This is a genomic window from Pseudomonas sp. JV241A (assembly GCF_900275665.1).
In the GTDB taxonomy this organism is placed as follows: domain Bacteria; phylum Pseudomonadota; class Gammaproteobacteria; order Pseudomonadales; family Pseudomonadaceae; genus Aquipseudomonas; species Aquipseudomonas wadenswilerensis.
Genome location: NZ_OPYO01000002.1, coordinates 113857 through 138278 on the forward strand (window position 1 = coordinate 113857; position 24422 = coordinate 138278).

The following is a 24422-nucleotide window of genomic DNA, read 5'->3' on the forward strand; positions in this document are numbered from 1 at the left end:
GGAGCGGGCTTGCCCCGCGATGCTTTTCTGCTTACAGCCCGTCGAGCAGCGCCTTGTTGCGGACCGCGCCCTTGTCGGCGCTGGTCGCCAGCAGGGCATAAGCCTTCAGCGCAGTGGTCACTTTGCGTGGCCGCGCTTCGACCGGTTTCCAGCCTTTCTTGTCCTGTTCCACTCGGCGCGCGGCCAGCTCTTCATCGCTGACCAGCAGGTTGATCGAGCGGTTGGGGATGTCGATCAACACCTTGTCGCCGTCCTGCACCAGGCCAATCGCGCCGCCGGCTGCGGCTTCTGGCGAAGCGTGGCCAATCGACAGGCCCGAGGTACCGCCAGAGAAACGGCCGTCGGTGAGCAGTGCACAGGCTTTGCCCAGGCCTTTGGACTTGAGGTACGAAGTCGGGTAGAGCATCTCTTGCATGCCCGGGCCGCCCTTCGGGCCTTCGTAGCGGATGATGACGATGTCGCCTGCCTTCACTTCGTCAGCAAGGATGCCGCGTACGGCGCTGTCCTGGCTTTCGAAGATCTTCGCGTTGCCTTCGAAGACGTGGATCGACTCGTCGACGCCGGCGGTTTTCACCACGCAGCCGTCCAGGGCGATGTTGCCGTACAGCACGGCCAGGCCGCCTTCTTGCGAATAGGCGTGCTCGACGCTGCGGATGCAGCCGTTTTCGCGGTCGTCATCCAGGCTCGGCCAACGGGTCGACTGGCTGAACGCGGTCTGGGTCGGGATACCGGCCGGGCCCGCCTTGAAGAAATGGTGAACCGCTTCGTCGCTGGTCTGGGTGATGTCCCACTTGGCGATGGCTTCTTCCATGCTCGGGCTGTGCACGGTCGGCAGGTCGGTGTGCAGCAGACCGCCACGGGCCAGCGACCCAAGGATGCTGAAGATGCCACCGGCGCGGTGGACGTCTTCCATGTGGTACTTCTGGATGTTCGGCGCCACCTTGCACAGTTGCGGCACTTTGCGCGACAGGCGATCGATGTCACGCAGATCGAAAGCGATCTCGGCTTCCTGGGCGGCGGCCAGCAGGTGCAGGATGGTGTTGGTCGAACCACCCATGGCGATGTCCAGCATCATGGCGTTCTCGAACGCCTTGAAGTTGGCGATGTTACGCGGCAGCACGCTCTGGTCGTTGTCGCCGTAGTAGCGCTTGCACAGCTCGACGATGGTACGGCCAGCCTGCAGGAACAGCTGTTCGCGATCGCTGTGGGTGGCCAGGGTCGAACCGTTGCCCGGCAGGGCCAGGCCCAGGGCTTCGGTCAGGCAGTTCATCGAGTTGGCGGTGAACATGCCGGAACACGAACCGCAGGTCGGGCAGGCGCTGCGCTCGTACTCGGCGACTTTTTCGTCGCTGGCGGTGGAGTCGGCGGCAATGACCATGGCGTCGACCAGGTCCAGGCCGTGGCTGGCCAGTTTGGTCTTGCCGGCTTCCATCGGCCCGCCGGAGACAAAGATCACCGGGATGTTCAGGCGCAGCGCGGCCATCAGCATGCCGGGGGTGATCTTGTCGCAGTTGGAGATGCAGACGATGGCGTCGGCGCAGTGGGCGTTGACCATGTACTCGACCGAGTCGGCAATGATCTCGCGGCTAGGCAGCGAATAGAGCATGCCGTCATGGCCCATGGCGATGCCGTCGTCGACCGCGATGGTGTTGAATTCCTTGGCCACGCCACCGGCGCGTTCGATCTCGCGGGCGACCAGCTGGCCCAGGTCCTTCAGGTGCACGTGGCCCGGGACGAACTGGGTGAACGAGTTGGCGATGGCGATGATCGGTTTCTTGAAGTCTTCGTCCTTCATCCCGGTGGCACGCCAGAGGGCGCGGGCGCCGGCCATATTGCGGCCGTGGGTGGACGTTTTCGAGCGGTAATCAGGCATGAAGCACTCCTGGCGGCTAATCAGGTAACAAAAAGGGGAGTGAGCTTCTCTTGTCCTTTGCACCGAAGGCAGGTGGCCGCTGGTACGGATGAAGCCGAGATCGCCGCGGGATCGCCGTGCGCTCGGCCAGAGCTCATAAACCCGCCGGGGATGACTGGCGATGAATAGTCCGATTCTACACCGCTGCGGCTTTGAGGGAATGGCGCAATAGATGGTTGGTGATGCTGGGATCACGCTTTGAGCAGCTTCACGCTATCCCACCCATTCGTAGGACCCTTCTGAAACGCACTTTTACGGCTATTGCAGCCTGAATGAGCTGGCTATTATCCGCGCGCCGCATGTGCGGCTCACGAGACGACACCCTTAATGGACCTTCCCAGTTTCGGTTCAACGCGAACTTACAATCTGGCACTGAGCGCATCGGCGCTGGGGCTGCTACTGGGCTGAGCCTGATGCAAGGGCAAGGCTCCCGGGCTCCCGCGAAGGTGCCTGGAGAAAGATATGCACTGCATTGACGATGTAAACACGCTGTCGCAACCGCGCCAGCAGGCTCAGGCGCGTCGGGACGGCTTGCTGCAGCCCGGTTTCTACCCTGAGGGCAGCGCCGGGGCGCTGATGAGCAGCGAATACTCCTGCATTGTCAGCGGGCTCACGGCGACCCAGGCCATCGACATGTTGCGCCGCGAAGCGGCCGATGCCGAAACCATCTACCAGTCCTACGTCCTCGACGAACAGGGCAACCTGCTCGGCACGCTCTCGTTGCGCGAGTTGATCCTGGCTGCCCCTGACCGCCCGATCGAACGGCTGATGGTTCAACCGGTGCTGAGCGTGAACACCGATACTCCGCAGGAGCAGGTGGCCCGGCTGATCCGCGAGTACGACCTGCTGGCCCTGCCGGTGCTCGACCCACGCGGGCATCTTGTGGGTATCGTGACCTGTGACGCGGCTCTGGATGTAATGGTGGACGAAGCCACCGAAGACTTTCATAAAGGTGCCTCGATAGGCACTCATATCGGTAACCTGAAATCGGCAACTGTCGGCTTGCTCTACCGCAAGCGAGTGTTCTGGCTGGTACTGCTGGTGTTTGGCAATCTGTTCTCCGGGGCGGGAATCGCAGCCTTTGAGGACACCATTGCCGCGCACATTGCCCTGGTGTTTTTTTTGCCGTTGCTGGTCGACAGCGGGGGTAACGCCGGAGCTCAGTCGGCGACCCTGATGGTCCGGGCTCTGGCCACCGGCGAAGTGGTGATGCGCGACTGGTTAAGCCTGCTTGGCCGAGAGTGCGGGGTAGCTTTGGCCTTGGGAGCAACCATGGCGGCGGCGGTGGCCACGCTCGGTGTACTGCGAGGTGGCCCGGATATCGCATTGATCGTGGCAAGCAGCATGCTGATTATCGTCTTGCTGGGCAGCTTGATTGGCATGAGCCTGCCGTTCCTCCTCAGTCAGCTGAAGCTGGATCCTGCGACCGCCAGCGGTCCGTTGGTAACCTCAATCGCTGATGCTGCCGGTGTGCTGGTTTACTTCGGCATTGCTTCGCAGGTACTCGATATCTGATCTAGCACCCTACCGGCAAGCCAGCCCGGCCGTTACTGCAAAAATTGTCCGCAAGCCACACGATCAGGTGCTGGCTTTCGGTAGACTTGCGCCCTTCGCACCCCACTGGCCAAAAGGATTTGCAATGCCTGCGATAAGTCGATCTTTACTGTTCTACCTGGCCATCGGCCTGGTTCAGGGCCTGGTGTTCCTCTACGCCAGGCACGTCCAAATCGATATCGCCGGGCTGCCATTCGGCCTGTGCGCCGCCGTGCTGGTGGCCGGGGTCAACCTGCAACTGCTTGGCAGTGCAGTGCTGCATCGCGGTACGGGCTGGCTGGTACTGGGCCTGACGCTGCTGATCGGCTTTATCAGCAGCTGGACCTTCAGTCAGGACACCCTGGGCTGGGTCTGGCAGAGCTCATGGGTGGCTGCGGTTGCCGTCACCTACATCGGCACCGCCTTCATCCTCAGCTGGCCGACCCGCGAAGGCCTGCGGCTGCGCTATGAAGACCTGTTCCGGCATGCCTGGAACAACATCTTCATCGTCCTCCTGGCACTGCTGTTCACCCTGTTGTTCTGGCTGCTGCTGTGGTTGTGCGGACGCCTGTTCCTGATGCTCGGCATCCCCCAGGTCGAAGACGTGCTGACCTCGGCGCCAGTAGTGCGCATCGGCCTGGCGGTAGTGTTCTCCCTGGGGATGCGCATGGGCCTGGAGAACGAAAAAGTCATCGGCCTGCTGCGCGGCGTGCTATTGACCCTGTGTCGTGTGTTGCTGCCACTGAGCGCACTGATCGCCGTACTGTTCAGCCTGATGCTGCCGTTTACCGGGTTGCAGCCGATCTGGAGTACCGGCTACTCGACCACCATCTTGTTGTTGCTGGTGGTCATCAACCTGTTTTTGGTCAACGGCGTGTTCCAGGATGGCCATCAGGCCAATCCCTATCCGAGCGTGCTCAAGCGCCTGGTCGAGGCCTGCTTGCTGTGCTTGCCGGTACTGGTGGCGCTGGCGGGCTATTCAAGCTGGTTGCGGGTAAATCAGTATGGCCTTACGCCTGAGCGCATCCTCGCCCTGTTGCTGATCGGTGTGATGCAGGTTCACAGCCTGGCCGCACTCTGGGCAGTGTTCGCCTCGCGCCAGGGCTGGTTGCACAGCCTGCGGGTCAGCAACCCGTGGATTGCCCTGCTCAGCGCGGTGCTCGTGGTGCTGTTCTATACGCCGCTGCTGAACCCTTTGCAGCTCAGTGCAAACAACCAGGTCGAGCGTCTGCTTAGCGGGCGTACCGCGATCCAGGAATTCGATGCCAGAACTTTGTACCACCGCCTGGGCAAGCCGGGACGTGAGGCGTTCAAGGCGCTGGAAGCGCGGCTCAAGACTGACGAACTGTTCGACGCCGAAGGACGAAAAAAGCTGCAGTGGATCATGGATGAAGCCCACCCGCTGTACGCCGACGACAGTCACGCCCCGAACCTTGAATGGCTGGGGCCTGAGCAACCTGGCAGCGAGGAGTTCGCCACGATGGTCATGGCCCTGAGCCAATGCGGCGGCAAGGGTTGTTTCCTGTGGGGGGTGGACATGGATGGCGACGGGCGCAACGAAGTGTTGATGATCCCGCGGCACACCTACGCATCCAGCGTTTTCCTGTTTGCCCGCGAGGGCAAGGGGGAGTGGCGCGAAGTCGGTAGCCTGCACAGTATTCGCGATAACACCGAGCGACTGGTTCAGTTGATCCGCAGTGGGCAGATGAAACCGGTGATGCCACGTTACAAGACGCTGACCCTCGATGGTATCGATTTGACCTGGCAGCCCAACCGCTAGCGTATTGCAGGCAAAAAAATCCCGGCACCTGGCCGGGATTTTTTATTGCACCACGCCTTAGCTGTTCGGCAGCAGGCGGCAGGTGATGCTCTTGATGTAGCGGGTTTCCGGGATCGCCGGGTGGACCGGGTGATCCGGGCCCTGGCCGCCGCGTTCGAGCAGCTGGATGTTGCGGTCCAGGTGGCGGGCGCTGGTCAGCAGGATGTTCTGCAGGTCGTCTTCCGGCAGGTGCATCGAGCAGGATGCACTGACCAGGATGCCGTCCTTGGTCAGCAGGCGCATGGCTTGTTCGTTCAGGCGGCGGTAGGCGCCCTCGCCGTTTTTCAGGTCTTTCTTGCGCTTGATGAAGGCGGGCGGGTCGGCCACGATCACGTCGAAACGCTCTTCGGAGGCCTTGAGCTCTTTCAGCGCTTCGAACACGTCGCCTTCGATGCAGGTCAGCTTCTCGGCAATGCCGTTGAGCCCGGCGTTACGCTCGACGCCGTCCAGGGCAAAGCCCGAGGCATCGACGCAGAACACTTCGCTGGCGCCAAAGGCACCGGCCTGTACGCCCCAGCCACCGATGTAGCTGAACAGGTCGAGCACGCGCTTGCCTTTGACGTACGGCGCCAGACGCGCGCGGTTCATGCGGTGGTCGTAGAACCAGCCGGTCTTCTGGCCTTCCATGACCGGCGCTTCGAACTTCACGCCGTTCTCTTCCAGGGCCACCCACTCCGGTACCAGGCCGAACACGGTTTCGACGTAACGGCCCAGGCCTTCGGCATCGCGCGCGGCCGAGTCGTTCTTGAACAGGATACCGGTCGGCTTGAGCACCTGAACCAGGGCGGCTACGACGTCATCCTTGTGTTGCTCCATGGTCGCCGAAGCGAGCTGGACCACCAGGATGTCGCCGAAACGATCGACCACCAGGCCCGGCAGCAGGTCGGAATCGCCATACACCAGGCGGTAGAACGGCTTGTCGAACAGGCGCTCACGCAGCGACAGGGCAACGTTGATGCGGTGCACCAGCAGCGACTTGTCCAGGGCCAGCTTGGCGTCACGCGACAGCAGGCGGGCGCAGATCAGGTTGTTCGGGCTCATGGCAACGACGCCCAAAGCCTTGCCGCCGGCGGTTTCGAGGATCGCCTGGTCACCGGCCTTGAAGCCATGCAGCGGGGTCGCGGCGACGTCGATTTCGTTGCTGTAGACCCACAGGTGGCCAGCGCGCAGGCGGCGGTCGGCATTGGCTTTGAGACGAAGGCTGGGCAGGGACATGACGTCGCTCCGGGAAAAAAGAGCGGGATTATAGCGCGATGCCTGCCGTGTCGATGGGGAATAGCGACAAATTGCAACAGAGCGATGGCCTTTAGCTTCACCCCTGGCCAGTACGATCGGGTTAGAATCGCCGCTCAGCCCCGAGTGTGTACTTATGTCCCAGGAACTCTCCGCCGAACAGATCCAGAACGCCCTGCAAGGCATCAGCGTGCCGCCGCAGCCGCAGATCATGGTTGACCTGCAGTTCGAACAATACATGCCCGACCCCGACCTGGAGGTGATCGCCAAGCTGATCTCCCAGGACCCGGGCTTGTCCGGGGCATTGCTCAAGCTGGTCAACTCGCCGTACTACGGCCTGAGCAACAAGATCGCCTCGATCCAGCGTGCGGTGAATCTGCTCGGCAGCCGCTCGATCATCAACCTGATCAATGCGCAGTCGATCAAGGGCGAGATGAGCGACGACACCATCGTCACCCTCAACCGTTTCTGGGACACCGCCCAGGACGTGGCCATGACCTGCCTGACCCTGGCCAAGCGCATCGGCTCCCAGGCAGTGGACGAAGCCTATGCCCTGGGCCTGTTCCACGATTGCGGCGTGCCGCTGATGCTCAAGCGCTTCCCCGAGTACATGAGCGTGCTCGAGGATGCCTACGCCAGTGCCGGCGCCGAACAGCGGGTGGTCGATACCGAAAACCAGGTGTTCAACACCAACCATGCGGTGGTCGGGTACTACACCGCCAAGTCGTGGCGCCTGCCCGAGCACCTGAGCAATGCCATTGCCAACCATCACAACGCCCTGGCGGTGTTCAGCGATGACTCGGCGCGCAACAGCCAGTTGAAGAACCTGCTGGCGATCCTGAAGATGGCCGAGCACATCTGTGCCTCCTACCGGGTGCTGGGCAACCAGAGCGTCGACCACGAATGGAATACCGTCGGGCACCTGGTGCTCGATTATGTCGGCCTGTCCGAGTATGACTTCGAGAACCTCAAGCAGACCATTCGCGAACTGGGCGGTCACTGATCCATGCCGGAATTGCCAGAAGTCGAAACCACCCGGCGCGGTATTGCGCCTTACCTGGAAGGCCAGCGGGTCAGCCGGGTGATCGTGCGCGACCGGCGCCTGCGCTGGCCGATCCCCGAGGACCTCGACATTCGCCTGTCCGGGCAGCGTTTCGTCAAGGTCGAGCGGCGCGCCAAGTACCTGCTGCTCAATGCCGAGGTTGGCACCCTGATCAGCCATCTGGGCATGTCCGGCAACTTGCGCCTGGTCGAGATCGGCCTGCCGGCGGCCAAGCACGAGCATGTGGATATCGAACTGGAGTCGGGCCTGGCCCTGCGCTACACCGACCCGCGGCGCTTTGGGGCGATGCTGTGGAGCCTCGATCCGCTCAATCATGAGCTGCTGATCAAGCTCGGCCCGGAACCCCTGACCGATCTGTTCGACGGCGAGCGGCTGTTCCAGCTGTCACGCGGCCGCTCCATGGCGGTCAAGCCGTTCATCATGGACAACGCGGTGGTGGTCGGGGTGGGCAATATCTATGCGACCGAGGCGCTGTTCGCCGCTGGCATTGATCCGCGCCGTGAAGCCGGGAGCATTTCCCGGGCGCGTTACCTGAAGCTGGCGATCGAGATCAAACGCATCCTGGCCTGCGCCATCGAGCGCGGCGGCACCACCTTGCGCGACTTTATCGGTGGCGACGGCCAGCCGGGCTACTTCCAGCAGGAACTGTTCGTCTACGGGCGTGGGGAAGAGCCGTGCAAGGTGTGTGGCAGCATCCTGCGTGAGGTCAAGCTCGGCCAGCGCGCCAGCGTCTTCTGCCTACGCTGCCAGAAGTGAAGGTGTTTAGCGCGGGCTGAGCACCTGCGCGGCGCCCACGCCGCGGGGGTCGCTGGCGGCTTCGAGGGTTTGCCCGGCCTTGTCCCAGTACAGTACTTGCTGATTGCCGTAGGTCCGCCCCAGGTCCTTGAGCTGGTAGCCGCGTGCCTGCAGTTCACGCTGCTGCCCGGTGCTGAACGCCCCCGGCTCGTGCTCGACCACATCCGGCAGGTACTGGTGGTGATAGCGCGGCACCGCCGGCCAGTCGGCCACCGGCTTGCCCTCAAGAAAGCCCATCATCGACAGCAGCACCATGCTCGGAATGCGGCTGCCGCCCGGTGTGCCGAAGGCGGCGAACTGGGTCGGGCTCTCGATAAAGCTCGGGCTCATGCTCGACAGCGGCCGTTTACCGGCGGCCACGGCGTTGGCCTGGCTGCCGGCCAGGCCATAACTGTTGCTGCCACGCGGGTCGGCGGCAAAGTCATCCATTTCGTTGTTCAGCACCACACCGGTACCGGGGGCGCTGAAGGCGGCGCCGAACGGCAGGTTGACCGACAGTGTCGCGGCCACGGCATTGCCGTCGGCATCGATCAGTGCAAAGTGGGTGGTGTGATCACCTTCGCGCCAGGCCGGGGCGGGCGGCAGGCTGTTGCTGGGCGTGGCCTGGTGCACGTCGATGCTGTCGGCCAGCGAAGTCAGGTAATTGCGTGCGAGCAGTTGTGGCAGCGGGTTGGCGACGTAGTCCGGATCGCCGAGCAGGCCGCGGTCGCGATAGGCCCGGCGCAACACTTCCAGCACGTAATGACTGCGCTGCACCGGCTCGGCGCTTTGCCAGGGCAGGCGCTGCAGCATCGCCAGGCTCTGGGCCAGGGCCACGCCACCGGCCGAGGGCGGCGGAGCGCTGATCAGTTCGCGCTGGCCGGCAAGCTGGTAGCGCAGCGGCTCGCGTTTGGCGGTGCGGTAGTTGGCCAGGTCATCCAGGCGCCAGATGCCCCCCGCAGCTTGTATGCCCTCAACCATGGCCTGAGCGGTAGGGCCGGCATAGAAGCCGTCGCGGCCCTGGCTGGCGATGCGCTCAAGGGTAATGGCCAGTTGCGGTTGGCGGATCTGAGCGCCAAGGGCCGGTACTTCACCATTGATGAGGAACAGCCGGGCGCTTTCCGGGTCGTCGCGCAATGCGCTCAAGCGCATCTGCGCGCGGTCGCGGTAAATGCGGTCGACGGCAAAACCCTGGTTGGCCAGACGAATGGCAGGAGCCAGGGTGCTGTGCAGCGGCAGCTTGCCGTAATGGGCAGCGAGATCCGCGAGTGCTGCCGGCAAGCCGGGAATCGCTGCCGCCAGCGGGCCATTGATCGACAACCCCGGTTGGACCTTGCCGTCCTTGAGGTACATGGCTTCGCTGGCTCTGCCTGGCGCGCGCTCGCGAGCGTCGATAAAGGTATAGCGGGCGGGCGTTTCGCCTTCGCGCAGAAGGAAGAATCCGCCGCCGCCAAGGCCGGAGCCATAGGGCTCGACCACCGCCAGCGCGGCGCTGACGGCAATGGCGGCGTCAAAGGCGTTACCGCCCTGCTCGAGAATTTCCCGCGCAGCGGCGGTGGCTTCGGCATGGGGTGTGGCAATCGCCGCGCGACCCGGGCCTTGTGCCTGGGCACAGGCAGCCCCTAGCGCCAGGGTGGCGCCCAGTACCAGCGGTATGAGTCGGGCGACGAACGGCATCAGGCCTTGCCGGTGATTCGGCGGTATTTTTCCATCAGCTGCGCTTCGGTCTCCGGATGGGCTTCATCCAGAGGGATGCAGTCTACCGGGCAGACTTGCTGGCATTGCGGCTCGTCGTAGTGACCCACGCACTGGGTGCACAGGTTGGGGTCGATCACGTAGATCTCTTCACCTTGAGAGATCGCAGCGTTCGGGCACTCGGGTTCGCAGACGTCGCAATTGATGCAATCGTCGGTGATGATCAGGGACATGGGGACTCCGGCCAGGGCTCAGAACCCAGGCATTTGAAAACCAATGGGCATAATTGTGCCGCATTAGCGCCCGCAGTGCACGCGGGCGCCGTGGTCAAATCGCCAATGTCACTTTTTGAAGCGTTCGGTCAGGGCCTCGGCCACCACCGGGTGGACGAATTTGGTGATGTCGCCGCCCAGCGCCGCGATTTCCCGGACCAGGGTTGAGGAAATGAACGAATAACGCTCCGAAGGGGTAAGGAACAGGCTCTCGACGTCGGGGGCCAGCTGGCGGTTCATGTTCGCCAGCTGGAACTCGTACTCGAAGTCCGAAACAGCCCGCAGGCCGCGCAGGAAAACATTGGCCTGCTGTTCCTTGGCAAAATGCGCCAGCAAGGTGGAGAAGCCGAGGACTTCGACATTGGGCAGGTGCTTGGTGACCTCACGAGCCAGTTCCACCCGTTGTTCCAGCGGGAACAATGGGTTTTTTTTCGGACTGGCGGCGACCGCAATGATCACTTGGTCGAACAGCCGCGAGGCTCGCTCGACCAGATCGCCATGGCCCTTGGTAATAGGGTCGAAAGTACCTGGGTACAACACTCGGTTCATCGCGTCGTCCTGGCAGGAGTGCGTTGGGGAGTCGGATGGTATCGCAGCAATGGCGGTCGGCCAAGTCGCCCGCGCACGCTGAAGGCACTATAGACAGTGAGGCCATTTGTTGTCATCTGCCGGCTGCCAGTCGCTCGGCCAGGGCGTCACTGAGCCGCGCAGTCAGGCCATACACCGACAATTGCGGGTTGGCACCGATGCTGGTGGGGAACAGTGAACCGTCGTGGATCGACAGGTTGGCCAGCTGATGATGCCGTCCCAGGCTGTCACACACTGCCTGGCGTGGGTCCTCGCCCATGGCGCAGCCGCCCATGACATGGGCGCTGCCCAGGCGGGTACGAAACAGCTCAAGATTCAGCCCGTCGATCATTTGTCGGGCTTCGGCCAGGGTTTTCACATGGCGGGCATCGCTGTGCACCGGCAGCACACTTTCGGCACCCGCCGCGAACTGGATCTCGGCCATGCTCTGGAAAGCCCGGCGCACGCCATCCCAGGCATAGGGCGAGACCTGATAGTCGAGCACCGGCGAGCCATCGCCACGCAGTTGCACCTCGCCACCGACGCTGTCCGGGTGAAAACCGTCGCGCAGCAGGGCGAGCATTACGTGGGTATGCGGCAGTTGCTCCATGCGCAGGGCGTTTTCTTTGCCGAAGCTGCCCAGCAGGGTGCTGGCCAGCGCTGGATGCAGGGGCGGTACTTCGAGCTTGTAGCCAATCGGCCCGCTGACGCCGTCGCGCCACTGGAAATGGTCGGAATAGATCGACTGCGGCGCACCGTAGAACGGGTTGACCTGGTCCTTGAACAGCCCGGCGCTGAAGTTGACCAGGTGCAGGAAGGTGCGTTTGCCCAGGCGCTCGTGGGGGTCCGGAGCCTCGGAGCGCAGCAGCAGGCCCGGGCTGTTGATACCGCCACCGGCGAGGATGTAATGCCGGGCCTTGACCCGGATTTTGCGGCCGGTCGGCTCGACGCAGCGCGCGTCCATGGCCACGCAGTGCAGACCGCTGATCTGTTCACCGTTGTGTTCCAGGCGCTCGGCCCGGGCCAGATAAAGTAGCTCGCCGCCGTGCTCGAGGGTCGCTGGAATGCTGGTGACCAGCATCGACTGCTTGGCGTTGACCGGGCAACCCATGCCGCAATAGCCCAGGTTCCAGCAGCCGCGCACGTTGCGCGGGATCACCTTCCAGTTGTAGCCCAGCGCTTCGCAGCCGCGGCGTAGCGCCTCGTTGTTGGCGTTGGGCGGCATGATCCACGGCTCGATGCCCAGGCGTTGCTCCATACGTGCGAACCACGGCGCCAGTTCGGCGCTGCTCAGGCCCTTGACGCCATGTTCCCTGGCCCAGTGCTCCAGCGTGGGCTCGGGTGTACGAAAGCTCGAGGTCCAATTGATCAGGGTCGTGCCGCCGACCGCGCGGCCTTGCAAAATGGTGATGGCGCCGTCCTTGCTCATACGGCCGATCCCTTCCTGGTAGAGGCTGGCGTAGGCCTGGTCTTCGAGCATGTGGAAGTCGCTGCTGGTTTTCAGCGGGCCTTCTTCGATCAGCAGCACCTTGAAACCGGCGGCGCTGAGCAGCTCGGCACTGGTGGCACCCCCGGCGCCGCTGCCGATGATGGCGATATCGGTTTCCAGGCTCAGGTCCTGGTCCAGGCGCGAGGCGTCACGGGTTTTCCAGCCACGGCCAAGGCCGTCGCGGAACAGGTCGGGTACGGGCATCTTCAGCCTCTTGTCGTTATGGGGGGATCAGACCTTGGGTGGCCCCGGGTAGCCGCAATGGGCCCAGGATTCAGGCAGTTCGTACCAGGCCATGTGCAGCAGTTGCAGCAGCGAGGCGTGGCCCATGCGCAGCAGGTTCAGCGAGCTGTCCTGCCAGCGTTGCAGAAAGGCTTCGATCTGCGCGCTGCTGGCGTTGTCCCAACTGCCCCAGATGCCGGTCAACGGCCCGCGGGTGACCGCCATGGCAAGCACGTCGAACAGCTGCCGGGTCAGCTTGAGCATGGCCGGCGACAGGGCAGCGAGCTTGTTGTCCAGCCTGCGTAGCAAGGCTTCGCGGTTGTCCGCCGCCTTGGTGCCGGCCAGAACTACCGGAATCAGGGCCTGAACAATCGGCAGGTCGTTCTGGCGCAGGGCAGTGAAGCCGCTGGCCGGTGTTTGCGCCGAGCAGCCGCTGAGGCTGGCACCCAGCCCGGCAGTGGCGAGAAAAGCGCTGGCGCCGAGGCTGAGCTTGAGCAGCCCGCGCCGGCTCAGCGCGGGGTTTACAGGCAGGCTTGTGGTCATTGTTATCAGGCCCGAAGATGGTTTTTCAGCGAATGAACAGTTTGTACACCAGCTTCAGCAGCGCCTTGCCGTAGGGCGGGTAGATCAGCCGCGCGGCATTCAAGCGCTGCTTGGCGAACACCGCCTTGGCCTTGCTGAAGGTCAGGAAGCCCTCATGACCGTGGTAATGGCCCATGCCCGATGGGCCGATACCGCCGAACGGCAGGTCGTCCTGGGCGACGTGCAGCAGGGTGTCGTTGAGGCACACGCCACCGGAGTGGGTCTGCTCCAGTACCCGTTGCTGTTCGCTGCGTTCGTAGCCGAAGTAGTACAGCGCCAGCGGGCGCGGGCGCTGATTGATGTAGGCCAGCGCCTGGTCGAGGTTGTCGTAGGGCACCAGCGGCAGCAGCGGGCCGAAGATCTCGTCCTGCATCACGCGCATCTCGTCGCTGACCTTCAGCAGCAGGTGCGGTGGCAGACGGCGCCCCTGGCGCGGCTCTTCGGGATACAGATCAATGATCTCGGCGCCCTTGTTACGCGCATCTTCCAGGTAGCTCTCCAGGCGGGCCAGGTGGCGTGGGTTGATGATCGCGCTGTAGTCCCGGTTGTTGGCCAGGGTCGGATAAAAGCGCCGCACCACGTTCTGGTAGGCACTGGCGAAATCGTCCAAGCGCTCGCGTGGCACCAGCACGTAGTCGGGTGCCACGCAGGTCTGGCCGGCATTGAGGGTCTTGCCGAAGGCGATGCGTTCGGCGGCGTCGGCCAGTGGCACGCTGGAAGAGACAATGGCCGGCGATTTGCCGCCCAGCTCCAGGGTTACCGGGGTGAGGTTTTGCGCGGCGGCGAGCATCACCTGGCGGCCGACACTGGTGGCACCGGTAAACAGCAGGTGATCGAACGGCAGGCGCGAGAAGGCCTGGGCAACGTCGGCTTCACCCAGCACCACGCTGACCAGATCTTCGGGGAATACCTTGTCGAGCAATTGCTGGAGCAGCAGGCCGGTGGCCGGTGTGGCTTCGCTGAGCTTGAGCATCACCCGGTTGCCGGCGGCCAGGGCGCAGGTCAGCGGGCCGATGGCGAGAAACAGCGGGTAGTTCCACGGCACGATGATGCCGACCACGCCCAGCGGCTGGTACTGCACCTCGGCGCTGGCTGGCTGGAAGGCCAGGCCGACCTTGCGTTTCGAGGCTTTCATCCACTGCTTGAGATGTTTTTCAGCATGGCGCAGGCCCTGGATGCTCGGCATCAGTTCAGCCAGCAGTGTTTCGTCGGCGCTACGCCCGGAAAAGTCCTCGTTGATCGCTGCGATCAGGGCGTCCTGCTGGCCGAGAAGCGCAGTGCGCAAGCTCTTGAGCCATTGCAGGCGTTGTGCAGCCGTGGGCCGGGGGTTATCGGCAAAGGCCTGGCGCTGCTTGGCAAACAGCGCGTCGAGGGCGTCGAATTCAGTGAGCGGCAGGGAGCGGGTAGCGTCGGCGAGCATGCGAAACTCCACGGCAAGGCAGGTTTTCTAGAGCATATACTCTAATATGTGTGCTGTGCGACTGTTTTTCACAGCGTCTGCAGGTACATACCGGTGTGGATACACCGTAAGATGGACCTATTCATTCAAGCTCAACGCCTGGAATTGATCATGGCCCCGCGTATCAAGACCCGCGAGCGCATCGTGCAGAACAGCCTGGAGCTGTTCAACCAGCAGGGCGAGCGTAGTGTCAGCACCAACCACATTGCCGCGCACATGGAGATTTCGCCCGGCAACCTGTACTACCACTTCGCCAACAAGCAGGAAATCATCGCTGTGCTCTTCACTCAGTATGAAGAGCTGGTGGAAAGCTTCCTGCGCCCGCCGCAAGGGCGTCTGGCCACGGTGGAAGACAAGCGCTTCTACCTCAAGGCGCTGCTGGCGGCGATGTGGAACTACCGTTTTTTGCACCGCGACCTGGAGCACCTGCTCGACAGCGACAAGGAGCTGGCCGCCCGATACCGGCGTTTTTCCCAGCGCTGCCTGCTACAGGGCCAGGCGATCTACCGGGGCTTTGTCGAGGCCGGCATCGTCGAGATGGATACCGTGCAGATCGAGTCGCTGACCCTCAATGCCTGGATCATCCTCACTTCCTGGGTGCGCTTTCTCTGCACCACTCGCGAAAATTCCGCGCACCTGAGTGAAGAAGCCTTCAAGCGCGGTGTCTATCAGGTACTGGTGCTGGAGCTCGGCTTCGTCACCGCCAAGGCGCGCCCCGCGGTGGATGCCTTGTGCCAGGAATTCTACGTTTCGCTTAACCAGGCGCTGGAGCAATAACGCCCGGGCCTTATCCGTTCAATCGTTCAGGAGACTGTCATGCCCCTCGCGCAACTGATCACCGCCCAGCAATTGGCCGAACGCCTGGAGGCGCCGGCGCTGGTGATTCTCGATTGCCGTTTTGCCCTGGAAGACATCGATTATGGTCAGCGCAGTTACGCCGAGGGGCATATCGCCGGAGCGTATTTTGCCGACCTGGAACGCGACCTCAGCGGGCCAATCATTAAGGGCGTGACCGGGCGTCATCCGTTGCCGGAGCCAGAGCAGCTGGTCGAGCGGCTGCGGGCCTGGGGCATCGACAATGACAGTGCGATCGTTCTTTACGATGACGGCCCGGGCGCCTTCGCAGCCCGGGCCTGGTGGCTGCTGGCCTGGCTAGGCAAGCGCAGCGGCGTATCGATCCTGGATGGCGGCCTCAAAGCCTGGCACGCGGCCGGGCTGCCGTTGAGCCTCGACCCGCCAGCCAAACGTGAAGGCACCTTCAGCGGTGAGCCGGACGACAGCCTGGTGCTGGATGCCGCGCAGCTGGGCGAGCGCCTGGGCAAGCCCGAGCTGACCCTGATCGATGCCCGTGGCTTGCCGCGTTTTCGTGGCGAGGTCGAACCCATCGACCCGGTCGCCGGGCACATCCCAGGCGCGCAGTGCGCGGCATTTACCGACAACCTGGGGGCGGATGGACGGTTTTTGCCGGCCGAGCAGCTCAAGCAGCGTTTTGCCGAGAAACTGGGCAAGCGTTCGCCAGAGCAGTTGGTGGCTTACTGTGGCTCCGGCGTGACGGCTTGCCACAACCTGTTTGCCCTGGCGCTGGCGGGGTATCCGCTGGGCAAGTTGTATGCGGGCTCGTGGAGTGAGTGGATTACCGATCCCAAGCGGGCGGTGGCCACCGGCGACTGAGTAAGCCCTTGTTGGGCTGCAATGCAGCCTTTCGCCGGCAAGGCCGGCTCCCACAGAACTGTGCAACACCACAAATCCTGTGGGAGCCGGCTTTGCCGGCGAAGCTTTTCAGTCAGCTCGATTTATCGCCAGCCACTGCGGAATCCGCCGTTCCAGGTAGTACCCCGGGTTGCGCACACTGCCATCGACAAACCCCACATGCCCGCCACGCGTGTGCAGCTCGAAGGTGGTCTGCGCCGCCAGCTCATTGGCCCCTGGCAGGCTGTGGGCAAACACGAACGGGTCATCGCTGGAGTGGATGATCAGCGTTGGCGTACGGTTCTCGCCCAAAAAGTACCGGCTCGATGCGCGCCGGTAATAGTCCTTGGCGTCAGCAAAGCCATTGAGCGGCGCGGTCACCCGACCATCGAAATCCCAGAATGTACGCAGGTTTTCCAGCGATCCCAGGCGCTCCAATACAGCCAGCCCTTCATGGTGCCCGTGATGCTGGAAGTGGCGCTGCTTGTCTTTCACATAAGCGAGCATGGCGCGCATGAAGTGCGCCTGGTACACCCGGGAAAAGCCCAGGCCGATGCGGTCGGCACACTGGTCCAGACGAAATGGCACCGATACCGCTACCGCCGCCTGCAACTGGCTGGTCGAACCGGCTTCACCCAGGTGCTTGAGCAGCACGTTGCCACCCAGCGAGTAGCCCACCGCATACAGCGGCGCTTGAGGCCGTTGCGCACGCAGATGGTTGATAGTTTCAGCCAGGTCTTCGCTGGCGCCGGAATGGTAGCTGCGTGGCAGCAGGTTGGGCTCGCCCGAGCAGCCGCGCCAGTTCAACGCCACGCTGGCCCAGCCACGGTCGGCCAGGGCCTGTTGCATGCCAATCACGTAAGGTGAGCTGGAGGAGCCGGTGAGCCCGTGCAGCACCAGCACCACTGGCGTTGTCGCTTCATGGGGGCCGTGCCAGTCGAGGTCGAGAAAATCGCCATCAGCGAGCCACAAACGTTCGCGCTGGCGGCTCAGGGCCGCTGATTTACGCCACAACGGTCCCCATAGCGTCTGCATATGCGGATTGCCCAGCCCCAGGGCGGGTTTGAAGGGGCTGGACGGGGCAGATGACATCGGAGGTATCTCGGTAGAAAAGCGCAACGGTTGTCTTGAAGTGTAACGCCCGTTGCGCCTTCCTGCTGTGAATCAGCCGCGTTGCCAGAGTGCGTAATACACCTGGCCGGCTTTCTTCTCCCGGTGCAGGCGCCAGTTGCCGGGCAGCTGCAGGGTCGATGGCGGGGTTTCGCTCTCGGTGTAGATCCAGGCGTTCTCGGCCAGCCACTGACGCTCTTCAAGCAGGGCGCAGGTGGTGGGCAGCAAGCCCTGGTTGAACGGCGGATCGAGGAACACCAGGTCGAAGGCCAGCTTCGGCTCGCCCTGCAGGTAGCGCTGGGCGTCGGTCTGGATCACCTGGCCGCGTGGGCAACGCAGGGTTTCCAGGTTCTGCCGCAAGCTGGCGATGGCCGCCGGGTTGCTGTCCAGGGCCACGGACTCGCCTGCGCCACGGGACAGCGCTTCGAGGTACAGCGCGCCGCTACCGGTGTAGGCGTCGAGCACTTTTGCCCCTTCGATGTGCGGGGCGAGCCAGTTGAACAGGGTCTCGCGGACCCGGTCCGGGGTCGGCCGCAGGCCCGGCGCGTCAGGGAAGCCGAGGCGCCGGCTGCGCCATTCGCCGGCAATGATGCGCAGCTGGCCCTGGCCGTGGTGCGGCTTGGCCGATTTTGCGGATGGACTGGCCATTAATGCTCCGGTACGCCAAGCGGTTGCTCGGCGGGTTTGTCAGTGGGCGGCGGCAGTGGTTTTTGCGGCACGCTTGGCCCGGCGGTGACGATGACCATCTTGTCAGCGGCCAGGTGTTTGTTCAGCGCGGTCTTGACCTGTTCGGTGGTCAGCGCCTGGGATTGCTGCATGTAGTCTTCCAGCCAGGTCAGCGGCAGGTGGTAGAAGCCGATGGCGCCCAACTGGCCGACGATACTGGCGTTGCTGGCATTGGACAGCGGGAAGCTGCCGGCCAGTTCGCGCTTGGCATCGTCCAGCTCTTGCTGGGTCGGGCCGCTCTTGAGGTAGTCGGCGAGGATGTCCTGAACCAGCTTGAGGGTGCCCTCGCTGAGCTCGGCACGGGTCTGCAGGTTGATCATGAATGGGCCCCGCACCTGCATCGGGCTGAACACCGAGTACACGCCGTAGGTCAGGCCGCGCTTCTCGCGCACTTCGCTCATCAGGCGGGTACCAAAGGTGCCGCCGCCGAGGATCTGGTTGCCGAGCGAAAGCGCAGCGTAGTCCGGATCGTTACGGTCGATGCCCAGTTGAGCGAGCATCAGGTGGGTCTGCTTGGACGGGAAATCGAGGTGCGTGGTGCCAGCTTTGGGCTCGCTAGGCTGTTCAACCTTGGCCAGTGCCGGGCCTTTTGGCAGGGCAGAGGAAACTTGCGCGGCAATGGCTTCGGCTTCGCTGCGGCTCAAATCACCGACCAGGGCGATGACTGTGTTGCCGGCGGCATAGGCCTTGGCGTGGAAGGCGCGCAGTTGCTCCAGGGTAATCGGCGGGATGCTCTTGGCTGTGCCGTCACTCGGGTGGGCATAAGGGTGGGTGCCGTACAGGCGCTCGAACAGCTCGATACCGGCCAGTTTGCCAGGGTTCTGCTTCTGGTACTCGAAGCCGGCCTGCATCTGGTTCTTGATGCGTGCCAGGGCGTCCTGCGGGAAGGTTGGTTTGCCGACCACTTCAGCGAACAGCTTCAGCGCCGGCTCGCGCTTGTCGGCGGCGCTCAGGCTGCGCAGCGAAGCCACGGCCATGTCGCGGTAGGCGCCATTGCCAAAGTCGGCGCCCAGGCCTTCGAAGCCTTCGGCGATGGCGGTGACGCTCTTGCCGGCTACGCCTTCGTTAAGCATGGCGTTGGTCAGGGTCGCCAGGCCCGGGGCATCGCCGTCCTGGCTGCTGCCGGCGGCGAAGGTCAGGCGCAGGTCGAACATCGGCAGCTCGCGGGCTTCGACGAACAGCACACGGGCGCCTTCGGCGGTATTCCAGGTCTGGATGTTCAACTGTCGGCGGCTTGGCGCCTTGCCGTCCAGCTCAGCCAGCGATTGCAAGGTGTTGGCCGCCTTGGCGGCGGTGTTGGTGGCCGGTTGCGCGGCGTTATCCGATTGCGCCGGCTTGGCCAGGAAGAAAGCCAGCAGGCCCAGCAGCAACAGCAGGCCCAGGCCGATCAGGGTGTAGCGGGGTGCGCTGCGTTCACTCATGAGCGTTCTCCTCGGGCAGTACATGGGCAACGCTCAGGCGTTCACGGGTGAAGTAGGTGCGGGCGGCGCTCTGGATGTCTGCCGGGGTCACGCTTTTCAGCTCGTCCAGCTCGCTGTCGATCAGCTTCCACGACAGGCCGACGGTTTCCAACTGGCCAATGGCGGTGGCCTGGCTGCTGATGGAGTCACGGTCGTAGACCAGCCCGGCGATGACCTGGGCACGTACGCGCTCAAGCTCTTCAGCCGAAGGCGGGGTGGTCTTGAGCTCGTCGAGCAGCTTCCAGATACCGGCTTCGACGTCGGCCAGGGTTTTGTGTTTCTGCAGGTTCGGCGTGGCCGAGATCAGGAACAGGCTGTCGCCGCGGGTAAATGCGTTGTAGCTGGAGGAAGCACCGGAGACCAGCTCCTGGCCACGCTCCAGGCGGCTCGGCAGGCGTGCGCTGTAACCGCCGTCGAGCAGTGCCGAGATCAGCCGCAGGGCGTGCACGGTGCGGGGGTCCTTGGCAGTGGCGAGGCCGGGGGCGTTGAAGCCGTAGATCAGGCTCGGCAGCTGGGTTTGTACATGCAGGGTGGTTTCCCGCAGGCCAGGCTCAGCCAGCTCCAGCGGCAGCTTGGCCGGTGGCACCGCGCGTTTCGGGATGGCGCCGAAGAAGCGCTGGGCCAGGCCCTTGACCTCCTCGACAGTGACATCGCCGACCACCACCAGGGTGGCGTTGTTCGGCACGTACCAGGATTCGTACCAGTGACGCAGCTCCTCGACCTTCATACGGTCAAGGTCAGCCATCCAGCCTATGGTCGGGGTGCGGTAGCTGCTGGCTGGGAAGGCCATGGCGCTGAACAGCTCGAAGGCCTTGGCATTGGGCTGGTCGTCGGTGCGCAGGCGGCGTTCTTCCTTGATGACCTCGATTTCGCGGCTGAACTCGTCGGCCGGCAGACGCAGGCTGGCCATGCGGTCGGCTTCGAGCTCAAGCGCTACCGGCAGGCGGTCGCGGGCCAGCACCTGGTAATAGGCGGTGTAATCGTCGCTGGTAAAGGCGTTCTCTTCGGCGCCCAGGTCGCGCAGGATGCGCGAGGCTTCGCCGGGGCCGAGCTTCTCGCTGCCCTTGAACATCATGTGTTCCAGGGCATGGGAAAGGCCGGTCTGGCCGGGGGATTCATAGGTCGATCCGACCTTGTACCAGATTTGCGAGACCACCACCGGCGCCCGGTGGTCCTCGCGCACGACCACTTTCAGGCCGTTGTCGAGAATGAACTCGTGAGTGGGTTGCGTATCGGCGGCGAAGGCCGCGAACGGCAGACAAACTGTGCTGAGCAACAGGCCAGCGGCGCGGCGGGCTAGAGCATTCATACGTTGTTTAACCTGTAGGACTGCCCGCGTGGTCTTAGCGTCAGCGGGCTTGGAGGTGCTAGGATACTGATCCGGTTGCCTGAGGACCATGCCTGTCGTGGATCCAGCCCGTAGGCTTGATGACAAAATGCTGCGCAAGAACGAGCCGGATTAAAAGTAGACTGTTCTGCGTTAAAAGAATTTACGAGGCGCCGCAGTGGCGCATCGCTACCCTGAGATAGCCGTCTTCCATGTTTGGTTCCAACGACGACAAAAAGACGCCGGCCGCGGCTGGTGAAAAGAAAGGCCTGTTCGGCTGGTTGCGCAAAAAGCCCCAGCAACCCGTAGCTGAACAGCCGCAAGCCCCTGCACCGATTGAAGCGGAGCAACCTGCTGCGTTGCCTGCCGAGGTTGCGGCTGCCGTTGCACCGGTCGAGGCTGCACCTGCACCTGCACCTGTTGCTGTGCCAGAAGCCGTGCATGTCGCTCCAGTTGCCGTGCCGGTCGAAGTTCAGCCCGCGCCTTCCGTCGGCCTTGTCCTGCCTGTGCCTGAAGAGCCGGTGGCCCTGGTTGCCGACCTTGAGTCGCATACCCCGCCGCCGATTCCCGAGCGTGCGCATCCCGCTCCCATGCCGGTCATCGAGCCTGAGCCTGAGCCGGTTGTAGTTGCGCCTGAGCCCGTCGTCATTGCACCTGAGCCTGTTGTCGTGCCTGCGCCAGTCGTCGCACCTGAGCCCGAGCCTGTACCCGTGGCCGCTGCCGTGGAAGTGGCTGCCCCGGTTGCCGAATCAGCCGCTCCAGTGCGTAGCGAAGAGAGCAAAAGTGGCTTTTTCTCCCGCCTCAAGCAGGGCCTGTCGAAGACCAGCGCCAGCATCGGCGAGGGCATGGCCAGCCTGTTCCTCGGCAAGAAAGCCATCGATGACGACCTGCTGGATGAAATCGAAACCCGCCTGCTGACCGCCGACGTCGGCGTCGAAGCCACTTCGGTGATCGTCCAGAGCCTGACCCAGAAGGTCGCGCGCAAGCAGCTGGCCGACAGCGATGCGCTGTACAAGTCGCTGCAAGGCGAGCTGGCCGACCTGCTCAAGCCGGTCGAGCAGCCGCTGCGCATTCATAACCAGAGCAAGCCGTTCGTGATCCTTGTGGTCGGCGTCAACGGCGCCGGCAAGACCACCACCATCGGCAAGCTGGCGAAGAAGCTGCAGCTCGAAGGCAAGAAGGTCATGCTCGCCGCCGGTGACACCTTCCGCGCTGCTGCGGTCGAGCAACTGCAGGTCTGGGGCGAGCGCAACCAGATCCCGGTCATCGCCCAGCACACCGGCGCCGATTCGGCTTCGGTGATCTTCGATGCCGTGCAGGCCGCCAAGGCCCGTAATATCGATGTATTGATCGCCGACACCGCCGGTCGCCTGCACACCAAAGACAACCTGATGGAAGAGCTGAAGAAGGTCCGTCGGGTGATCGGCAAACTCGATGCCGACGCACCCCACGAGGTGCTGCTGGTGCTCGACGCCGGTACCGGCCAGAACGCCATCAACCAGGCCAAGCACTTTAACCAGAGCGTCGAACTGACCGGCCTGGCCCTGACCAAGCTCGACGGCACCGCCAAGGGTGGGGTGATCTTTGCCCTGGCCAAGCAGTTCGGCCTGCCGATCCGCTATATTGGCGTGGGCGAAGGGATTGACGATTTGCGCACCTTCGAAGCCGAACCCTTCGTGAAAGCACTGTTTGCCGAGCGGGAGCATCCATGATTCGATTCGAACAGGTCGCCAAGCGCTACCCCAATGGTCACGTTGGCCTGCATGAGTTGAGTTTTCGGGTGCGTCGGGGCGAATTCCTGTTCGTTACCGGCCATTCCGGCGCCGGCAAAAGTACCTTGCTGCGCCTGTTGCTGGCCATGGAACGTCCCACCAGCGGCAAGCTGCTGCTGGCCGGGCAGGACCTGGGGCAGATCAGCAACGCGCAGATCCCGTTCCTGCGCCGGCAGATCGGCGTGGTGTTCCAGAACCACCAGCTGCTGTTCGACCGTACCGTATTCAACAACGTCGCCCTGCCGCTGCAGATCCTCGGCCTGTCCAAGGTCGAAGTGGCCAAGCGGGTCGACTCGGCGCTGGAACGCGTGGCCCTGTCAGACAAAGCCGAGCTGTACCCCGGCGACCTGTCCACCGGCCAGCAACAGCGCGTCGGCATTGCCCGCGCTATTGTCCACCGCCCGGCCTTGCTGCTGGCGGACGAACCTACCGGTAACCTCGACCCGCGCCTGGCTGCGGAGATCATGGGTGTATTCGAAGATATCAACCGCCTGGGTACCAGCGTGCTGATCGCCAGTCACGACCTGGCGCTGATCGCGCGCATGCGCCATCGCATGCTGACCCTGCAGCGCGGCCGCTTGATCGGCGACGGGGAGGCCGGGCAATGAGTGCGACACGTAGTCCCAAGGTTTCCGAGCGAGTAGCACCCAAGGCGGCGGATGCTGCACCGGAAAAAAACAAACGTGGCGGTCACGATGATGACGGCCCGGATTTTCGTACCCTGCTGCATGCCTGGCTGGAAAGCCACCGTTCGAGCCTGCTCGACAGCCTGCGGCGCCTGGGCAAGCAGCCGATCGGCAGCTTCTTTACCTGCCTGGTGATGGCGGTGGCCCTGAGCCTGCCCATGGGCCTGTCGTTGCTCCTGAGCAACGTCGAACGCCTGGGTGGCTCCTGGCAGCGCGCGGCACAGATTTCCCTGTACCTGAAGCTCGATGCCAGCAGCCACGAAGGCGAAGCCCTGCGTGAGCAGATCAAGGGTTTGCCCGGGGTTGCCGAGGCTGAGTATGTCAGCCGCGAGCAGGCCCTCAATGAGTTCCAGCAGCAGTCCGGCCTGGGCGAAGCCCTGCGTGAATTGCCGGAGAACCCGCTGCCTGGCGTGGTGGTGGTAACCCCGGCGGAAGTCGACAAGCCGGCGCTGGAAGCCCTGCGTCAGCGCCTGGCGGAGCTGCCCAAGGTCGAAGCGGCGCAGCTCGACCTGGTTTGGGTCGAGCGGCTGGCGGCGATTCTCAAGCTGGGTGACCGCTTTGTCTTCGGCCTGACGGTTTTGCTGGTATCGGCACTGCTTTTGGTAATTGGTAACACAATTCGCCTGCACATCGAGAACCGCCGTACCGAGATCGAGGTAATCAAGCTGGTCGGTGGTACCGACAGCTATGTGCGCCGGCCTTTCCTGTACATGGGCGCCTTGTATGGCCTGGGTGCCGGGGTGTTGGCCTGGGGCGTGCTGGCGTTTGGCCTGAACTGGCTGAACGACGCGGTAATCGGGCTCTCCGGACTGTACGGCAGTGATTTTGCCCTGGCCGGGGTTCCGTCAGCCGATGGTCTATCCCTCTTGCTTGGAGCGGTATTGTTAGGGTATATCGGTGCTTGGATTGCGGTCGCCCGCCACTTGAGCGAGCTTGCACCGCGATAGTGTCTTTTTGCTGGTATTGACTCTTTTCATTTTTAGGGAACTTGTTTCGCGGTTTCCGGTCAATGTTGGCAGTGCCTATGGCACG

The 24422-nt window shown here is 63.4% G+C and carries 21 protein-coding genes; 9 read left to right on the forward strand and 12 right to left on the reverse strand.

The genetic code is table 11. The annotated features are described in order from the left end of the window. Positions 1-31: 31 nt before the first annotated feature. Positions 32-1873, reverse strand: a complete 1842-nt coding sequence (ilvD, locus tag JV241A_RS00595; protein WP_093377274.1) for a dihydroxy-acid dehydratase — start codon at positions 1871-1873, stop codon at positions 32-34. Between the two features lie 501 nt (positions 1874-2374). On the opposite strand from ilvD, the gene mgtE reads away from it, so the two are divergent. Further along, positions 2375-3427, forward strand: a complete 1053-nt coding sequence (gene mgtE / locus JV241A_RS00600) for a magnesium transporter (protein ID WP_115089423.1) — start codon at positions 2375-2377, stop codon at positions 3425-3427. A 124-nt stretch (positions 3428-3551) separates the two neighbouring features. Beyond that, complete coding sequence (locus JV241A_RS00605; protein WP_134061192.1) at positions 3552-5225, forward strand: DUF4153 domain-containing protein; 1674 nt, start codon at positions 3552-3554, stop codon at positions 5223-5225. Positions 5226-5282: 57 nt separating this feature from the next. Here JV241A_RS00605 and JV241A_RS00610 read toward each other — a convergent pair whose 3' ends face one another. Further along, on the reverse strand, positions 5283-6479 hold the full coding sequence (locus JV241A_RS00610) for a class I SAM-dependent rRNA methyltransferase (protein WP_010222172.1): 1197 nt from the start codon (positions 6477-6479) through the stop codon (positions 5283-5285). A gap of 208 nt (positions 6480-6687) precedes the next feature. Between JV241A_RS00610 and JV241A_RS00615 the strand changes: the two genes are divergently transcribed. Beyond that, on the forward strand, positions 6688-7500 hold the full coding sequence (locus tag JV241A_RS00615; protein WP_166675626.1) for an HDOD domain-containing protein: 813 nt from the start codon (positions 6688-6690) through the stop codon (positions 7498-7500). Positions 7501-7503: 3 nt separating this feature from the next. Then, positions 7504-8316 carry a bifunctional DNA-formamidopyrimidine glycosylase/DNA-(apurinic or apyrimidinic site) lyase gene (mutM, locus tag JV241A_RS00620; RefSeq protein ID WP_115089419.1) on the forward strand — a complete coding sequence of 271 codons (813 nt, stop codon included), beginning with the start codon at positions 7504-7506 and terminating at the stop codon, positions 8314-8316. 6 nt (positions 8317-8322) lie between these two features. Here the strand turns inward: mutM and ggt are convergent, their stop codons facing one another. The 6 genes from ggt to JV241A_RS00650 all read right to left on the reverse strand — a co-directional run bounded on the left by ggt (position 8323) and on the right by JV241A_RS00650 (position 14581). Next, the gene (gene ggt, locus JV241A_RS00625) at positions 8323-10011 is read right to left on the reverse strand and encodes a gamma-glutamyltransferase (protein WP_134061193.1); all 1689 of its coding nucleotides are present in this window, start codon (positions 10009-10011) and stop codon (positions 8323-8325) included. Then, a complete protein-coding gene (locus JV241A_RS00630) occupies positions 10011-10262 on the reverse strand; it encodes a YfhL family 4Fe-4S dicluster ferredoxin (RefSeq protein ID WP_038997674.1) in 252 nt (83 codons plus the stop codon). Before JV241A_RS00630 ends, ggt begins: the two co-directional genes overlap by 1 nt. 108 nt (positions 10263-10370) lie before the next feature. Beyond that, entirely contained in the window at positions 10371-10850 is a 480-nt protein-coding gene (gene coaD / locus JV241A_RS00635; protein WP_115089417.1) for a pantetheine-phosphate adenylyltransferase, read from the reverse strand. A gap of 112 nt (positions 10851-10962) precedes the next feature. Next, positions 10963-12561: a GMC family oxidoreductase gene (locus JV241A_RS00640; protein ID WP_115089416.1), complete on the reverse strand. Its 1599-nt coding sequence runs from the start codon at positions 12559-12561 to the stop codon at positions 10963-10965. Positions 12562-12588: 27 nt separating this feature from the next. Next, positions 12589-13122 (reverse strand): twin-arginine translocation pathway signal protein, encoded by a 534-nt coding sequence (locus JV241A_RS00645; RefSeq protein WP_134061194.1) that lies wholly within the window; start codon positions 13120-13122, stop codon positions 12589-12591. A gap of 25 nt (positions 13123-13147) precedes the next feature. Beyond that, positions 13148-14581: a coniferyl aldehyde dehydrogenase gene (locus JV241A_RS00650; protein ID WP_115089414.1), complete on the reverse strand. Its 1434-nt coding sequence runs from the start codon at positions 14579-14581 to the stop codon at positions 13148-13150. A gap of 150 nt (positions 14582-14731) precedes the next feature. On the opposite strand from JV241A_RS00650, the gene JV241A_RS00655 reads away from it, so the two are divergent. Together JV241A_RS00655 and JV241A_RS00660 are read left to right on the forward strand one after the other, a co-directional pair. Then, positions 14732-15397: a TetR/AcrR family transcriptional regulator gene (locus JV241A_RS00655; protein ID WP_115089523.1), complete on the forward strand. Its 666-nt coding sequence runs from the start codon at positions 14732-14734 to the stop codon at positions 15395-15397. Between the two features lie 39 nt (positions 15398-15436). Continuing rightward, positions 15437-16291, forward strand: a complete 855-nt coding sequence (locus JV241A_RS00660) for a sulfurtransferase (RefSeq protein ID WP_115089413.1) — start codon at positions 15437-15439, stop codon at positions 16289-16291. Positions 16292-16399: 108 nt separating this feature from the next. On the opposite strand, the gene JV241A_RS00665 is transcribed toward JV241A_RS00660, so the two are convergent. From JV241A_RS00665 to JV241A_RS00680, 4 genes are all read right to left on the reverse strand, one after another. Then, positions 16400-17401, reverse strand: coding sequence for a hydrolase (locus tag JV241A_RS00665; protein ID WP_115089412.1), 1002 nt, complete (start codon positions 17399-17401; stop codon positions 16400-16402). Positions 17402-17473: 72 nt separating this feature from the next. Further along, positions 17474-18067 carry a 16S rRNA (guanine(966)-N(2))-methyltransferase RsmD gene (gene rsmD, locus JV241A_RS00670; protein WP_115089411.1) on the reverse strand — a complete coding sequence of 198 codons (594 nt, stop codon included), beginning with the start codon at positions 18065-18067 and terminating at the stop codon, positions 17474-17476. After that, positions 18067-19566, reverse strand: coding sequence for a pitrilysin family protein (locus JV241A_RS00675; protein WP_134061195.1), 1500 nt, complete (start codon positions 19564-19566; stop codon positions 18067-18069). The genes rsmD and JV241A_RS00675 overlap by 1 nt, the downstream gene beginning before the upstream one ends. Further along, entirely contained in the window at positions 19559-20914 is a 1356-nt protein-coding gene (locus tag JV241A_RS00680; RefSeq protein WP_115089409.1) for a pitrilysin family protein, read from the reverse strand. The genes JV241A_RS00675 and JV241A_RS00680 overlap by 8 nt, the downstream gene beginning before the upstream one ends. Positions 20915-21144: 230 nt before the next feature. Here JV241A_RS00680 and ftsY point away from each other — a divergent pair, with 230 nt between their 5' ends. The 3 genes from ftsY to ftsX are packed head-to-tail and all read left to right on the forward strand — an operon-like array spanning position 21145 to position 24337. Next, positions 21145-22644, forward strand: a complete 1500-nt coding sequence (gene ftsY / locus JV241A_RS00685; protein ID WP_134061196.1) for a signal recognition particle-docking protein FtsY — start codon at positions 21145-21147, stop codon at positions 22642-22644. Beyond that, complete coding sequence (gene ftsE / locus JV241A_RS00690) at positions 22641-23312, forward strand: cell division ATP-binding protein FtsE (protein WP_065757980.1); 672 nt, start codon at positions 22641-22643, stop codon at positions 23310-23312. Before ftsY ends, ftsE begins: the two co-directional genes overlap by 4 nt. Further along, complete coding sequence (ftsX, locus tag JV241A_RS00695; protein ID WP_115089406.1) at positions 23309-24337, forward strand: permease-like cell division protein FtsX; 1029 nt, start codon at positions 23309-23311, stop codon at positions 24335-24337. Before ftsE ends, ftsX begins: the two co-directional genes overlap by 4 nt. The last annotated feature ends 85 nt before the right edge of the window (positions 24338-24422 follow it).

Bases quoted from the DNA above. Each gene is read 5' to 3' on its own strand.
- rsmD (WP_115089411.1), bottom strand. From the start codon at position 18,067: ATGGCCAGTCCATCCGCAAAATCGGCCAAGCCGCACCACGGCCAGGGC.
- JV241A_RS00660 (WP_115089413.1), top strand. From the start codon at position 15,437: ATGCCCCTCGCGCAACTGATCACCGCCCAGCAATTGGCCGAACGCCTG.
- ggt (WP_134061193.1), bottom strand. From the start codon at position 10,011: ATGCCGTTCGTCGCCCGACTCATACCGCTGGTACTGGGCGCCACCCTG.
- ftsE (WP_065757980.1), top strand. From the start codon at position 22,641: ATGATTCGATTCGAACAGGTCGCCAAGCGCTACCCCAATGGTCACGTT.
- JV241A_RS00665 (WP_115089412.1), bottom strand. From the start codon at position 17,401: ATGTCATCTGCCCCGTCCAGCCCCTTCAAACCCGCCCTGGGGCTGGGC.
- JV241A_RS00630 (WP_038997674.1), bottom strand. From the start codon at position 10,262: ATGTCCCTGATCATCACCGACGATTGCATCAATTGCGACGTCTGCGAA.
- JV241A_RS00645 (WP_134061194.1), bottom strand. From the start codon at position 13,122: ATGACCACAAGCCTGCCTGTAAACCCCGCGCTGAGCCGGCGCGGGCTG.
- JV241A_RS00640 (WP_115089416.1), bottom strand. From the start codon at position 12,561: ATGCCCGTACCCGACCTGTTCCGCGACGGCCTTGGCCGTGGCTGGAAA.
- JV241A_RS00605 (WP_134061192.1), top strand. From the start codon at position 3,552: ATGCCTGCGATAAGTCGATCTTTACTGTTCTACCTGGCCATCGGCCTG.
- mutM (WP_115089419.1), top strand. From the start codon at position 7,504: ATGCCGGAATTGCCAGAAGTCGAAACCACCCGGCGCGGTATTGCGCCT.
- JV241A_RS00610 (WP_010222172.1), bottom strand. From the start codon at position 6,479: ATGTCCCTGCCCAGCCTTCGTCTCAAAGCCAATGCCGACCGCCGCCTG.
- ftsX (WP_115089406.1), top strand. From the start codon at position 23,309: ATGAGTGCGACACGTAGTCCCAAGGTTTCCGAGCGAGTAGCACCCAAG.
- JV241A_RS00680 (WP_115089409.1), bottom strand. From the start codon at position 20,914: ATGAATGCTCTAGCCCGCCGCGCCGCTGGCCTGTTGCTCAGCACAGTT.
- JV241A_RS00675 (WP_134061195.1), bottom strand. From the start codon at position 19,566: ATGAGTGAACGCAGCGCACCCCGCTACACCCTGATCGGCCTGGGCCTG.
- mgtE (WP_115089423.1), top strand. From the start codon at position 2,375: ATGCACTGCATTGACGATGTAAACACGCTGTCGCAACCGCGCCAGCAG.
- ilvD (WP_093377274.1), bottom strand. From the start codon at position 1,873: ATGCCTGATTACCGCTCGAAAACGTCCACCCACGGCCGCAATATGGCC.
- coaD (WP_115089417.1), bottom strand. From the start codon at position 10,850: ATGAACCGAGTGTTGTACCCAGGTACTTTCGACCCTATTACCAAGGGC.
- ftsY (WP_134061196.1), top strand. From the start codon at position 21,145: ATGTTTGGTTCCAACGACGACAAAAAGACGCCGGCCGCGGCTGGTGAA.
- JV241A_RS00655 (WP_115089523.1), top strand. From the start codon at position 14,732: ATGGCCCCGCGTATCAAGACCCGCGAGCGCATCGTGCAGAACAGCCTG.
- JV241A_RS00650 (WP_115089414.1), bottom strand. From the start codon at position 14,581: ATGCTCGCCGACGCTACCCGCTCCCTGCCGCTCACTGAATTCGACGCC.